This is a genomic window from Leifsonia sp. RCC_180 (assembly GCF_058138205.1).
In genome coordinates this window covers 1,306,049-1,318,574 of record NZ_CP200340.1, presented here as the reverse complement: position 1 = coordinate 1,318,574, position 12,526 = coordinate 1,306,049, and the positions used below count along the sequence as shown (strand labels likewise).

Genomic DNA, 12,526 nt, shown 5'->3' with positions numbered 1-12,526 from the left:
CGGCGGTCGCGGTCACCCCGCGTTGTACGCAGGATGCAGCGCGATGAGCAGCGTCGCCGTCCAGTGGCACAGGAACGCCAGCACCGTCAGCGTGTGGAAGATCTCGTGGAACCCGAACCGCCCCGGGAACGGGTTCGGCCGCTTCATCCCGTAGATCACGGCGCCGACGGTGTAGAAGATGCCGCCGACGAGCACGAGCACCATCATGGCGACGTTCGCATCCAGCAGGTCGACGATGTACATCAGCGCCGCCCAGCCGAGCGCCACGTAGATCGGCACATACAACCAGCGCGGCGCGTTGATCCAGAAGACGCGGAACCCGATGCCGATCAGCGCTCCGGCCCAGACCAGAGTCAGAAGCAGGATGCCCTTCGACGGCGGCAGCGCGAGCACCGCGAGCGGAGTGTACGTCCCGGCGATGAGCAGGAAGATGTTGGCGTGGTCGATGCGCTTCAACACGACCTTGGTGCGCGGCCGCCAGTTGAAGCGGTGGTAAAGCGCCGAGTTGCCGAACAGCAGCATCGAGGTCAGCACGAACACTGCCGACGCCCACTTGGCGGGGGCGCCGTTCGCGAGGGAGATCAGCACGATCCCGAGGACGATGGTGACCGGGAACGTACCGGCGTGGATCCAACCGCGCCAGGTCGGCTTGACCTCGCTGGGGAAGGCGGGGGACGCATCCAGTAACGGGATGTTGGGGAGTTCCGGTCCGCCGCGCTCGTCCGCCTGCACGGCGGCGTCGGAGGCATCCAGCTGCGCCGCAGGCTCCTCCAGCAGTTCGCCGACGTCCTCGTTGGCGCGGTCGCGATCGCTCGTGCCGGGGTTCGGGGTGTTACGGGGCGACATGGATCAAGAGTAGGGGAAGACGGGTGCCGGGATGCTGTGAGATGGTTCGCCCTGGCGCGCTAACGTAGCAGCGTGAGTAGACGAGCATCGCCCGGGGCCAGCGGGCTGCTCTACGGGCTGTACCAGAAGCGTCTGCGCCGGGACATCGAGCGTGACGCCCTCCCGAAGCATGTCGCCATGATCATCGACGGCAACCGTCGCTGGGCTCGGCAGGCCGGCCTCACCACCGTTGCGCACGGCCACCGGGCGGGCGCGGCGAAGATGCGCGAGTTCCTGGAGTGGTGCGACGAGCTCGGGATCGAGGTGGTCACCCTCTACCTGCTGTCGTCCGACAACCTGACCAACCGCGAGAGCGGAGAACTCGGCGACCTGATCGAGATCATCGCGCAGCTGGCGGGCGACCTCTCCCGCTACCGCGACTGGCGCGTCAAGCACGTCGGCTCGGCGACGGGTCTCCCTCCGCGGTTGGTCGAGGCGCTCGCCGAGGCCGAGGCGCGGACGGTCGGGAAGACCGGGATGCACATCAACCTCGCGGTCGGCTACGGCGGCCGCAAGGAGATCACGGATGCGATGCGCAGCATCGTCGCGGCCCACCACGCCGACGGCGGGAGCCTGGAGACTTTGGCCGACCTCCTCACGCCGGACCTCATCGGCGAGCACCTCTACACGGGCGGCCAGCCCGATCCGGACCTCGTCATCCGAACGTCGGGGGAGCAGCGGCTGAGCGACTTCATGCTCTGGCAGAGCGCCCACAGCGAGTTCTATTTCGTGGAGGCCTTGGGCCCGGACCTGCGCGAGGTCGACTTCCTGCGCGCGGTCCGCGACTACTCCCGTCGCCAGCGCCGATTCGGCGGCTGATTTCGCGGCTCTCGGCGGCGTACGGGAGAATCGGACCGTGACGACGCTCGAGGAGTACGCCCGCGGATTCGGCGAAGAGCCCGGCTACCTGGACTACGGGCGGGTCGGCCCCCTGTCCGCGACGGTGCGGGCGGAGACGTTCGGGCAGTACGAGATCCTCTCGAAGGCCCGCTACGGCACGATCGAGCGGATGCGGGCGGAGGACGAGCGGCTGCGCGACGCCGTCAGCGCGCTGACGCGGTTCCCGGCCGATCAGGTCGTCTTCCAGCCGAACGCGTCCAGCGGCCTCCTGCACGCCGCGTTCGGTCTCACCGGCGGCGATGTGCTGCTGTCGCTTGCCGAGTTCCCGTCGATCACGTACGCCGCCCAGCGCGCCGCGCAGGCGCTCCGCGTCATCACGCCCACCTGGCTCGAGACCGACCACGGACGGGTGACGCCCGCGCGCATCCGGGAGCAGGTCACCGACAGCACGTCCGCCGTCATGGTGAGCCTGGTGGATTCGCGCACGGGCTATCTGGCGGACATCGACGGTATCCGGCAGGTCATCGGGGATCGCCTCCTGATCGTGGACGCCATCCAGGGATTCGGCGTGGTCGACGCCCCGTGGGAGGTCGCCGACGTCGTCGTCTCGGGCGGCCAGAAGTGGATGCGCGCCGGCTGGGGCACCGGATTCCTCGCGCTCAGCGAGCGGGCGATCGACCACCTGACGCCGGTATTCAGCGGCTGGACCGGCTCCGGGCCGGAGCAGCCCTGGGACGAGGTGCTCGAGCCCGCCCGCGGGGCGCGCGCCTTCTCGGTCTCCAACCCGGACCTCGTCGCGGAGGCGCGGTTCGCCGCGGCGCTCGAGGAGGTCGCCGCGGTCGGGGTGGATGCGGTGGCGGACGCTGTCGCGGACAACGTCGAGCAGGTATTGCAGCTCGCCGACGAGTTCGCCGTGCCCGTGAGCTCGTCGCGGAGCCCTGCCGAGCGCGCTGGGATCGTCGTGCTCGAGCCGCTCCCCGAACAGCTCACCGCGCTGAGCGCATCCCTCCACAACCACGGCGTCACGGCGTCGGTGCGAGCGAGCTCGGTGCGGCTCAGCGTGCACGCCGGGACGGGCGAGGAGACGCTGGACATGCTGCGTGCGGCCTTCACGTCGTACGCGACGGTGAGCTGAGGCGCGCGCTGAACTGATCGCAACCCCGAACTGGGGGCGAATGTTCACCTGGACGAAACACGACACGCGGCCCCCCAACGATGGCGTGTCGGTGGCCGGGCGTAGGTTCGAGCCATCGGGCACCGCGCCCGATCGAGACGGCCACGTAAGTTCGTTTCGAAACCCAAGCGGCCGACTCGCCAGTGAGATCCGCCGGCTCCCGAGGGAGCGGCGGGGTGGGAGTGGTCGTGGCGGAATCAACAAGCCGACAGGCAGCAACCCGGTCGAACGGCTCGGAGCCGGGAGCGGCGAAGACGGAAGAGCGCACGTACGTGCTCGACACGTCCGTCCTCCTCTCCGACCCGAAGGCCATCTTCCGTTTCGCGGAACACGCTGTCGTCATCCCGGTCATCGTGGTCAGCGAGCTCGAGGGCAAGCGCAACGATCCGGAGATCGGCTACTTCGCGCGGCAGGCGTTGCGGAACCTCGACGACCTGCGGGTTCAACACGAGCGCCTCGACTTCCCGATCCCCGTCGGTGACGGCGGCTCGCTTCGGGTGGAACTGAACCACTCGAACATGTCCGTCCTGCCGAGCGGGATGCAGCTCGGCGACAACGACTCGCGCATCCTCGCGGTCGCGCTCAACCTGTCCAACGACGGGCTCGCTGTCACGGTCGTCTCGAAAGACCTCCCGTTGCGCGTCAAGGCCGCCTCCATCGGCCTGGCCGCGGAGGAGTACCGGCACGAGCAGGTCGTCGACTCCGGCTGGACCGGGCTCGCGGAGATCGACCTGGGCAGCGACCAGATGGCCTCCCTCTACGAAGACGAGTGGATGCGCACCGAGCAGGCGGCGGGCCTTCCGGTGAACACCGGGCTCGTCATCCACTCGGACCGCGGATCGGCTCTCGGCCGGGTCGTGGCGGACGGCGAGGTGAAGCTGGTGCGCGGCGACCGCGACGTCTTCGGCCTGCACGGTCGTTCGGCGGAGCAGCGGCTCGCGATCGACCTGCTGCTCGACCCGGAGATCGGCATCCTCTCGCTCGGCGGTCGCGCCGGAACCGGAAAGTCGGCGCTCGCACTCTGCGCCGGACTCGAGGCGGTGCTGGAGCGGCGACAGCACAAGAAGATCATGGTGTTCCGGCCGCTGTACGCGGTCGGCGGTCAGGAGCTCGGCTACCTGCCCGGCGACGCGAGCGAGAAGATGAACCCGTGGGGACAGGCGGTCTTCGACACGCTCGGCGCGCTGGTGTCGCAGAACGTGCTCGACGAGGTGCTCGACCGCGGCATCCTGGAGGTGCTGCCGCTGACGCACATCCGGGGCCGGTCCCTGCACGACGCGTTCGTGATCGTGGACGAGGCCCAGTCGCTCGAGCGCAACGTCCTCCTCACGGTGCTGAGCCGCGTCGGCCAGAACTCGCGCGTGGTGCTCACCCACGACGTCGCCCAGCGCGACAACCTCCGGGTCGGCCGGCACGACGGCGTGGCCAGCGTGATCGAGACGCTGAAGGGACACCCGCTCTTCGCCCATGTCACCCTGACCCGCTCGGAGCGCTCGGCGATCGCCGCCCTCGTCACCGAAATGCTGGAGGCCAACGAGCTCGCCTGATCGCCCCTACCATCGACTACGCAGAGACTGCACGCCGAAACCGATTTCGGCGTGCAGTCTCTGCGTACTCGACGGTGGATCAGAGGGTGGCGTGGGTGAGCGGTCCGGTCAGCCACGCGTCTACTTCACGGGGCGAGCGGAGGCGGACGACGATGAGATCAGGATGCTGGCGCTCAGCGGCCGCCACGCGCTCGGGATAGAGGCGGCGAGTGGAGATCGACCAGCGGACGATGTGCTCCGGATCGGTGAAGAACGTGTGCAGCGAAGGCTCCTGATTGCCGTTCCACAGCCGCGTCCGATGCAGGCGTCGGCTCAGGGTGCGCCGGACCACCCGCGGGAGGGTCACGCGGACGTACGGGAGATCGAGCCAGACCAGGAGGTCGGCTCGCGCGGCGAGGACATCGCGGGCGAGCCGGTACTGCCGCTCCGTGGTCCATGCATCCGCCGCCGTGAAGGCGAGCACCTCATCCACGAACTCGGCTCTGGGCTGCCAGCTCGGTCCGTGGAACAGGCCGTCGATCTCGGTGTGCGGACCGCCGGTGATCACGGCTATCCGGGCGGCGAGCGTTGTCTTGCCGCTCCCGGCGACTCCCGCGACGACCACGCGTCGCGGTCGGTGCCGGAGTTCGTCGTCGTACCGGAGCATCCCCCGAGCTTAAGCGGTCGGGGGACGCTCCGAACCGGTCAGCCGGGGTGGGTCATCGACAGCACGTCGAGCGCACTGTCGAGCTGCTCCAGGGTGACCTCGCCACGGTCAACGAAGCCGAGGTCGATGACGGCCTCGCGCACGGTCATGCCGCGGGCGACGGCGTGCTTGGCGACCTTGGCTGCCGCCTCGTAGCCGATGACGCGGTTCAGCGGGGTGACGATCGACGGGCTCGACTCCGCGAAGGCGCGGGCGCGCTCGAGGTTGGCCTCGAGGCCGCGGACCGTCTTGTCGGCGAGCACGCGGCTCGCCTGCGTGAGGAGGCGGATCGACTCCAGCAGCGCGGTGCCCATCACGGGGATGGCGACGTTCAGCTCGAAGAGCCCCGATGCGCCGCTCCAGGCGATCGTGGCGTCGTTTCCGATGACGCGCGAGGCGACCATCAGCACGGCCTCCGGAATGACCGGGTTGACCTTGCCGGGCATGATCGAGGAGCCCGGCTGGAGGTCCGGGATGTGAAGCTCGCCGAGGCCCGTGTTGGGGCCGGAGCCCATCCAGCGGAGGTCGTTGGAGATCTTCGTCAGGGAGACGGCGATCGTGCGGAGCGCGCCCGACGCCTCGACCAGCGCGTCGCGGTTGGCCTGCGCCTCGAAGTGGTTCCGCGCCTCAGTGATCGGCAGCTCGGTCTCAGCCGTCAGCAGCTCGATGACGAGCTGCGGGAAACCGAGCGGGGTGTTGATGCCGGTGCCGACGGCCGTGCCGCCGAGCGGCACCTCCGCGACGCGGGGGAGCGCGGCGCGGATGCGCTCGATGCCGTAACGGATCTGCGCGGCGTAGCCGCCGAACTCCTGCCCGAGGGTGACCGGCGTGGCATCCATGAGGTGCGTGCGCCCGCTCTTGACGGCCTCCGCCCACAGCTCCGCCTTCTCCTCCAGCGCGACCGCGAGGTGGTCGAGCGCCGGGATGAGGTCGTCGGTCAGGGCGCCGGTGACGGCGATGTGCACCGACGTCGGGAAGACGTCGTTCGACGACTGCGACGCGTTGACGTGGTCGTTGGGATGCACCGGCCGGCCGAGGCGCTCGGAGGCGAGCGTCGCCAGCACCTCGTTCATGTTCATGTTCGACGAGGTGCCTGACCCGGTCTGGTACACATCGATCGGGAACTCGGCGTCGTGGGCGCCCGCAGCGACCTCGTCGGCGGCGGAGGCGATCGCGTCGGCGATCTCCTGGTCGAGCACGCCGAGGCGGGCGTTCGCCAGCGCTGCCGACTTCTTGATGCGGGCGAGCGCGGCGATCTGGGCCGGTTCGAGCACCGAGCCCGAGATGGGGAAGTTCTCGACGGCGCGCTGGGTCTGCGCGCTGTAGAGCGCGTATTTGGGCACGCGCACCTCGCCCATCGTGTCGTGTTCGATGCGGTACTCGGCGTCCGCCTGGGTGTCCACCACGGTGTGTCTTTCCTTTCTGTTGGCGGAGGTCGTGTCAGTCGCGCAGGCCGACGACGACGTCGGGCACGACCCGGCCCTCCGCGAGCCGGTAGTTGGCGCCGACGACCGCGAGAGTGTTCTCGGCGACCGCGGACGCGATGATCTCGGACTGCGCGAGCAGCTCCGACACGGTGTCGCGCAGGTGCTCGCGCCCGACCTCCGAAGCGTCGACCGTGGCAGGGTCGACGGCGCCTGGCCCGGTGACACGGTGCACGGCGGGGAGGATCGGCGCGATGAGGTCTGCGATGTGCGGGGGCAGCGGCTCGGCGTCCTCTGCCTGGGAGGCGATGGCCGAAGCCACCGCGCCGCAGCTGTCGTGTCCGAGCACCAGGATGAGCGGGACGTGCAGGACCGCGACCGCGTACTCCAGCGACCCGATGACCGAGTCGGAGACGACCTGCCCGGCGTTCCGGACCACGAAAGCGTCACCCAGCCCCAGGTCGAAGATGATCTCCGCGGCGAGGCGGGAGTCGGCGCAGCCGAAGATGGCGGCGGTCGGCTCCTGGCCTTCCGCGACCGACTCGCGGCGGGTCACATCCTGACGGGGATGCTGCGGTTCGCCTGCGACGAAGCGGGCGTTGCCGTCGAGCATCGAGGCCCAGATCTTTCCGGGGCGCGTTGTGGGCACTACTTTCCTCCTCCGAGTGAGCGGATCTGATCGGCGAGCGACGACGCGAGCGTGCGGAACTCGCCGTCGTCCGCTGTGCCGAAGACGATGACGGAACTGTCGCCGGACTGCGTGACCAGCGCGTACTCGACGTTGCCGTCGTCCGCGCTGGAGGTGCGGTTGTCGTAGACATCCCACGTGACGCCGTCGATCTCGCGCGTGCCCTTGATCATCGACTTGTTGACCTGCTGGGACACCCAGCTGTCATTGGCCGCGAATCCCTGCGTCATGCCGATGAACTGCTGCTTGGGGGTGATGAGACCGACATACCAGGAATCGACCTTGTCGGCGGTCTTGGTGCGCAGCTCGGCGTTGTTCGACTTCCAGGTCGACGGCAGCTTGGGGACGAGCAGCGCATCCGGCTCGCTGCCCTCCGCCTGCTGGGCGATGGAGGTGTAGTCGACCGGGGGCGTCGTCGACGTCGGATTGCCGCGCGGCACGACGAGGACGATGACGGCGACGAGCGCCAGGGTCGCCAGCAGCGAGAAGACGAGGTTGTTGATCGTCTGACGGGTGCGGTGGTTTGCCGAGTTCTCGGCCTTGCGGGCCGCCGTCTCCTCGGGCGTCTCTGGGCGGCCGAGCTCCGCGACGACCGCGGGCGGCTTGCTGCGAGGGCTCATTCGCGCTCAGCGGCTCCTACGGAGGCGCCGGCCCGGGCGGCGTCGAGCCGCGCCTTCGCACCGATCAGCCACTCCTCGCAGTGTCGCGCGAGGGCCTCGCCGCGCTCCCACAGGGCGATCGACTCCTCGAGGGTCGCGGCGCCCTGCTCGAGTTCGCCGACGACGCGGATCAGCTCGTCACGCGCCTCTTCGTAGCTGAGCGAACTGAGCGGATCTCCGGCGGGGGAGGTCTCGGGAGTGGGCATGCCGTCCATTCTATTTGCCCCGCTGGGGGTCCGCTGGGGTCTGTGGAGAACTGGCCGGGCCGGCCGCGCCGGCTGCGCCGGCCGGCGACGGCAGCGGTGTTCCGGCCGTGGCGGCCAGGGAGCCGCCCGAGACCGTGAGCCGCAGCGCCGTGCCCTCCGGCGACTCCACCGGGTCGGTGACGACGTGACCGGCGGCCGTCTGCACGATCGCATACCCGCGGTCGAGCGTGCCCTGCGGGGAGAGCGCACGCAGCTGGCCGCGCAGTTCGGCGACCCGCGTCGTCTCTCGCTCGACGCAGCGGCCGACCAGCTCCGTGCCGCGGGCGACGAACCGGGTGAGCTCCTCGGCGCGCGCATCCACGATCCACGACGGGGATGCGAGCACCGGGCGGGTGCGCAGGTGGCCGATCCGGTCGATCTCGTGTGCGATGAGGTGGGTGACCCGGGTGCCGAGGCGCGCACGCGCCTGCTGCACGCGCGCGAGCTCCTCCGCGACGTCCGGCACCACGCGCTTCGCGGCATCGGTGGGGGTGGATGCGCGCAGATCGGCGACGTCGTCCAGCAGCGGCCGGTCGGCCTCGTGCCCGATCGCGCTGACGATCGGTGTCAGCGCATCCGCCGCCGCGCGGACCAGCCGCTCGTCGCTGAACCCGAGCAGGTTCTGGAAGTCGCCGCCGCCGCGGGCGACGATGATGACCTCGACCTCGGGATCGGCGTCGAGCTTCCGGATCGCCGAGATCACTTCTGGGACCGTGCGGTCGCCCTGAACCGCGGCATGCACGACCCGGAACCGCACCTGTGGCCAGCGCAGCTGCGCGTTGCGCAGCACATCCTTCTCGGCGTCCGAGTCCTTGCCGGTGACCAGCCCGATCGTGTGCGGGAGGAAGGGGAGGCGCTTCTTCCGGTCGAGACCGAACAGACCCTCTGCGGCGAGCTGTTGCCGCAGGCGCTCCAGCCGCTCGAGCAGGTCGCCGAGGCCCACGTGCTTCATGTCGTAGACCTGCATGGTCAGGGTGCCGCCCTTGACCCAGAAGTTCGGTTTGATCGCCGCGACCACCCGGTCGCCCTGCTTGAGGTCGGCGGGGATGCGGGCCTTCACCGACGACCAGATGGTGAAGCTGATCGTCGCGTCTTCGTCGAGGTCCTTCAGCTTGCCGTAGACGTTGCCGCCGGAGATGCCCCACTGGGTGATCTCGCCCTCGACCCACGCGGTGCCGAGCCGATCGATCCATCCCTTGATCTTGTTGTTGAGGAGCGCGACCGGCCACGGTGCGTCAACGGTCGGGGGAGCGGGCTGCATGGTGACCGGCGAGGCGGTGCCCGGCGAGGCGGTGCCCGTCGCGGGCCGGGCGGTACCCGTCTGGCTCACAGGCCGTGCCTCCCATTTCGTGTTCAGCGTGCTCACCTAGGATTGAAGCGTGAGCGACGCAACCATCAGCCTCCCGATGCCGCGGATTCCCGGCGCGAGGCGACGGCTTCAGGATAACCCGGTCGTCGGACATAAGCGGGTCCTGCTCGCCGCTCCGCGCGGGTACTGCGCGGGCGTCGACCGGGCCGTCGTGGCCGTCGAGAAGGCCCTCGACCTGTACGGCGCGCCCGTCTACGTGCGCAAGCAGATCGTCCACAACGTCCACGTCGTGTCCGAGCTGGAGCAGCAGGGCGCGATCTTCGTCGACGAAGTGGATGAGGTCCCGCAGGGCTCCCACGTCGTGTTCTCGGCGCACGGCGTCTCGCCGGCGGTCGTGAACGCGGCCGCCGACCGTGGGCTGCGCGCGATCGACGCGACCTGCCCGCTGGTGACCAAGGTGCACCGCGAGGCCGTGCGGTTCGCGCGTGACGACTTCCAGATCCTGCTGATCGGCCACGCCGGCCACGAAGAGGTCGAGGGGACCGCGGGCGAGGCGCCCGACCACGTAACCCTCGTGAACGGCCCGGACGACGTCGACTCCGTGGTGGTCGAGGACCCCGACAAGGTCGTCTGGCTCTCGCAGACCACCCTCTCGGTGGACGAGACCATGGAGACCGTTCGGCGCCTGCGCGAGCGCTTCCCGAACCTGCAGGACCCGCCCAGCGACGACATCTGCTACGCCACCCAGAACCGCCAGGTCGCGATCAAGAAGGTCGCCGAGCAGGCCGACCTCGTCATCGTCGTCGGCTCCGCCAACTCGTCCAACTCGGTGCGCCTCGTGGAGGTCGCGCTCGAGTACGGCGCGAAGGCCGCATACCGCGTCGACTACGCGACCGAGATCAAGCAGGAGTGGCTCGACGGCGTCGCCTCCGTCGGTGTGACGAGCGGCGCATCCGTGCCCGAGGTGCTCGTGCAGGAGGTCCTCGACGACCTTTCGGGCGCCGGCTACCGGGACGTGCAGGAGGTCAAGACGGCGGAGGAGGACCTCATGTTCTCCCTGCCGAAGGAGCTCCGCAAGGACGTCAGCGGCAAGCAGGATGCGCGGGCCCTCGGAGGCCGTGGCCGCTAGCGGCCACGCGATTCGGCTGCCGCGCTACGGCGTGGGCAGCGGGCTGGCCGGCGTCATCCCGCTGTAGAAGCCGAGGAGGACGGGGTCGGTGGTGAGCACGGCGCCGGCGAAGATCAGCAGCGCCACCATCGCGACGATCCCGGCAACCAACGGTACCCAGAACGCCAGGCGGCGCTTCACCAGCAGCAGGGCTGCGATCACGGCGGAGACGACCCAGACCAGGGCCATCACGATGGACCCGATCGTCACCAGCGTGCCGACCAGCGGCACCGGTGTGTAGTCGCCGAGGCCGTTGGTGCTGTGCAGCAGCTGCATGGATGCGGGGATCGCCTGCAGCGTCGCGATCGAGTACGACATCCCGAAGAAGCCGAAGACGCCGAGCAGCACGGTAAGGGTCAGGTTCCAGGTCGGTGCCTGCCGGCCCTGCGGGTCGGCGCCTGGCATGTTCTGGCCGTGCGCGGTGTGGCCCGGTACGGCCGGATCGCCGGAGCGGGGCGCGGTCGCCCCGGGCGTCGCCACGCCATACGCCGGCGGCACGGCGTCCTCCCGCTCGAGTGGCCGCGACGTGTCGAGACGGTCGGCGTCCGCGGGCGGGTGCCACACCCAGCCGGGAGGGGCGAGCTCGCCGTATTGCGGCCGCGGCCGCTCATCCGGCTGTTCCTGATCTGCCATCGCGACGCCCTCCCTCCTGTTGCGTGTGGCTGAATGAGACGGGCGGCGGTGCGCGTGCGCATCCGCCGCCCGGTACTGCTACTTGCCGGAGTGGCCGGCCGAGCCGAGCTGCTGGGTCGCCTCGACGACGCGTGCGGCCATGCCGGACTCGGCGACCTTGCCCCAGGCGCGCGGGTCGTAGACCTTCTTGTTGCCGACCTCGCCGTCGATCTTGAGGACGCCGTCGTAGTTGTCGAACATGTACCCGGCGATGGTGCGGGTGAAGGCGTACTGGGTGTCCGTGTCGATGTTCATCTTCACGACGCCGTTGCGCACGGCCTCCGCGATCTCCTCGTCGGTCGAGCCGGAGCCGCCGTGGAAGACCAGGTCGAGCGGCTTCGGTCCGTGGCCGTACTTCGCGGCCAGGCCGTCCTGGATGTCCTTGAGGAGCTCCGGGCGGAGCTTGACGTTGCCCGGCTTGTACACGCCGTGCACGTTGCCGAACGTGAGAGCGGCCATGTAGCGGCCCTGCTCGCCGAGGCCCAGAGCCTCGACGGTCTTGATGGCGTCGTCGAGCGTCGTGTAGAGGTGCTCGTTGATCTCGTGGCTGACGCCGTCCTCCTCGCCGCCGACGACGCCGATCTCGACCTCGAGGATGGCGTTGATGGCCTTGGTGCGCTTCAGCATGTCCTCGGCGATCCGCAGGTTTTCGTCGAGCGGCACGGCCGAGCCGTCCCACATGTGCGACTGGAAGATCGGGTTGCGGCCCGCCTTCACCTCCTCCTCGGAGGCGGCGATGAGCGGCAGCACGAAGCCGTCGAGCGCATCCTTCGGGCAGTGGTCGGTGTGCAGAGCGACCGTGACGGGGTAGTTCTTGGCGACCTCGGTGGCGAACTTCGCGAAGGCGAGCGCGCCGGTGGCCCGGGCCTTGACGGTCTGGCCCGCGAAGTAATCGGCGCCGCCCGTGGTGACCTGGATGATCCCGTCGCTGCCCGCTTCGGTCAGACCCTGCAGCACCGCATTGATCGTCTGCGACGACGACACGTTGAACGCGGGGTAGGCGAACCCGCCGGCCTTCGCTTTGTCGAGCATCTCTGCGTACTGGTCCGGCGTGGCGATGGGCATTGCGGCTCCTTGGGATGGGGATGTCGAACGCCCTCATCATACCGGCGCGGTGTGTGCCGCTCGGCGGCCGGGCCTCTCCCGGGGAACTGCGCTTGGACGTTCGTGCACACCCCCTGACGGCGTGCAGGCCGCTCGGTACACTGGCAGCGACCGCACGGGTCCCGT

13 protein-coding genes are annotated in these 12,526 nt (G+C 69.6%); 4 read left to right on the top strand and 9 right to left on the bottom strand.

Features of this window, described 5'->3' with window-relative positions; all coding sequences use genetic code 11:
* Positions 1-12: 12 nt before the first annotated feature.
* Positions 13-846, bottom strand: a complete 834-nt coding sequence (trhA, locus tag AB7E03_RS06485; RefSeq protein WP_489940348.1) for a PAQR family membrane homeostasis protein TrhA — start codon at positions 844-846, stop codon at positions 13-15.
* A 72-nt stretch (positions 847-918) separates the two neighbouring features.
* Between trhA and AB7E03_RS06480 the strand changes: the two genes are divergently transcribed.
* From AB7E03_RS06480 to phoH2, 3 genes are all read left to right on the top strand, one after another.
* Entirely contained in the window at positions 919-1,704 is a 786-nt protein-coding gene (locus tag AB7E03_RS06480; protein WP_489940346.1) for an isoprenyl transferase, read from the top strand.
* A gap of 37 nt (positions 1,705-1,741) precedes the next feature.
* Positions 1,742-2,860: an aminotransferase class V-fold PLP-dependent enzyme gene (locus tag AB7E03_RS06475; protein WP_489940344.1), complete on the top strand. Its 1,119-nt coding sequence runs from the start codon at positions 1,742-1,744 to the stop codon at positions 2,858-2,860.
* A 227-nt stretch (positions 2,861-3,087) separates the two neighbouring features.
* Positions 3,088-4,446: an RNA 5'-3' helicase PhoH2 gene (gene phoH2 / locus AB7E03_RS06470; RefSeq protein ID WP_489940342.1), complete on the top strand. Its 1,359-nt coding sequence runs from the start codon at positions 3,088-3,090 to the stop codon at positions 4,444-4,446.
* Positions 4,447-4,525: 79 nt separating this feature from the next.
* Here the strand turns inward: phoH2 and AB7E03_RS06465 are convergent, their stop codons facing one another.
* Genes AB7E03_RS06465 through xseA form a run of 6 tightly spaced genes read right to left on the bottom strand, consistent with a single transcriptional unit; the run spans position 4,526 to position 9,408 of the window.
* Positions 4,526-5,092 (bottom strand): P-loop NTPase family protein, encoded by a 567-nt coding sequence (locus tag AB7E03_RS06465; protein ID WP_489940340.1) that lies wholly within the window; start codon positions 5,090-5,092, stop codon positions 4,526-4,528.
* A gap of 38 nt (positions 5,093-5,130) precedes the next feature.
* Positions 5,131-6,537: a class II fumarate hydratase gene (locus AB7E03_RS06460; RefSeq protein ID WP_489940338.1), complete on the bottom strand. Its 1,407-nt coding sequence runs from the start codon at positions 6,535-6,537 to the stop codon at positions 5,131-5,133.
* A gap of 34 nt (positions 6,538-6,571) precedes the next feature.
* Entirely contained in the window at positions 6,572-7,168 is a 597-nt protein-coding gene (locus AB7E03_RS06455; RefSeq protein ID WP_489942875.1) for a carbonic anhydrase, read from the bottom strand.
* Between the two features lie 35 nt (positions 7,169-7,203).
* The gene (locus AB7E03_RS06450; RefSeq protein ID WP_489940336.1) at positions 7,204-7,863 is read right to left on the bottom strand and encodes a DUF4245 domain-containing protein; all 660 of its coding nucleotides are present in this window, start codon (positions 7,861-7,863) and stop codon (positions 7,204-7,206) included.
* Positions 7,860-8,108, bottom strand: coding sequence for an exodeoxyribonuclease VII small subunit (locus AB7E03_RS06445; protein ID WP_489940334.1), 249 nt, complete (start codon positions 8,106-8,108; stop codon positions 7,860-7,862). Before AB7E03_RS06445 ends, AB7E03_RS06450 begins: the two co-directional genes overlap by 4 nt.
* 10 nt (positions 8,109-8,118) lie before the next feature.
* On the bottom strand, positions 8,119-9,408 hold the full coding sequence (gene xseA / locus AB7E03_RS06440) for an exodeoxyribonuclease VII large subunit (RefSeq protein WP_489942874.1): 1,290 nt from the start codon (positions 9,406-9,408) through the stop codon (positions 8,119-8,121).
* Positions 9,409-9,553: 145 nt separating this feature from the next.
* On the opposite strand from xseA, the gene AB7E03_RS06435 reads away from it, so the two are divergent.
* A complete protein-coding gene (locus AB7E03_RS06435; protein ID WP_489942873.1) occupies positions 9,554-10,585 on the top strand; it encodes a 4-hydroxy-3-methylbut-2-enyl diphosphate reductase in 1,032 nt (343 codons plus the stop codon).
* A gap of 24 nt (positions 10,586-10,609) precedes the next feature.
* Here the strand turns inward: AB7E03_RS06435 and AB7E03_RS06430 are convergent, their stop codons facing one another.
* A complete protein-coding gene (locus AB7E03_RS06430; protein ID WP_489940332.1) occupies positions 10,610-11,257 on the bottom strand; it encodes a DUF6264 family protein in 648 nt (215 codons plus the stop codon).
* Positions 11,258-11,335: 78 nt separating this feature from the next.
* A complete protein-coding gene (fbaA, locus tag AB7E03_RS06425; protein ID WP_489940330.1) occupies positions 11,336-12,361 on the bottom strand; it encodes a class II fructose-bisphosphate aldolase in 1,026 nt (341 codons plus the stop codon).
* Positions 12,362-12,526: the final 165 nt, after the last annotated feature.

What these genes read in the sequence shown, in the direction of transcription:
- trhA (WP_489940348.1), bottom strand. Translation starts at nt 846, where the DNA reads ATGTCGCCCCGTAACACCCCGAACCCCGGCACGAGCGATCGCGACCGC.
- AB7E03_RS06465 (WP_489940340.1), bottom strand. Translation starts at nt 5,092, where the DNA reads ATGCTCCGGTACGACGACGAACTCCGGCACCGACCGCGACGCGTGGTC.
- AB7E03_RS06455 (WP_489942875.1), bottom strand. Translation starts at nt 7,168, where the DNA reads ATGCTCGACGGCAACGCCCGCTTCGTCGCAGGCGAACCGCAGCATCCC.
- AB7E03_RS06450 (WP_489940336.1), bottom strand. Translation starts at nt 7,863, where the DNA reads ATGAGCCCTCGCAGCAAGCCGCCCGCGGTCGTCGCGGAGCTCGGCCGC.
- AB7E03_RS06445 (WP_489940334.1), bottom strand. Translation starts at nt 8,108, where the DNA reads ATGCCCACTCCCGAGACCTCCCCCGCCGGAGATCCGCTCAGTTCGCTC.
- xseA (WP_489942874.1), bottom strand. Translation starts at nt 9,408, where the DNA reads ATGCAGCCCGCTCCCCCGACCGTTGACGCACCGTGGCCGGTCGCGCTC.
- AB7E03_RS06435 (WP_489942873.1), top strand. Translation starts at nt 9,554, where the DNA reads ATGCCGCGGATTCCCGGCGCGAGGCGACGGCTTCAGGATAACCCGGTC.
- AB7E03_RS06430 (WP_489940332.1), bottom strand. Translation starts at nt 11,257, where the DNA reads ATGGCAGATCAGGAACAGCCGGATGAGCGGCCGCGGCCGCAATACGGC.
- fbaA (WP_489940330.1), bottom strand. Translation starts at nt 12,361, where the DNA reads ATGCCCATCGCCACGCCGGACCAGTACGCAGAGATGCTCGACAAAGCG.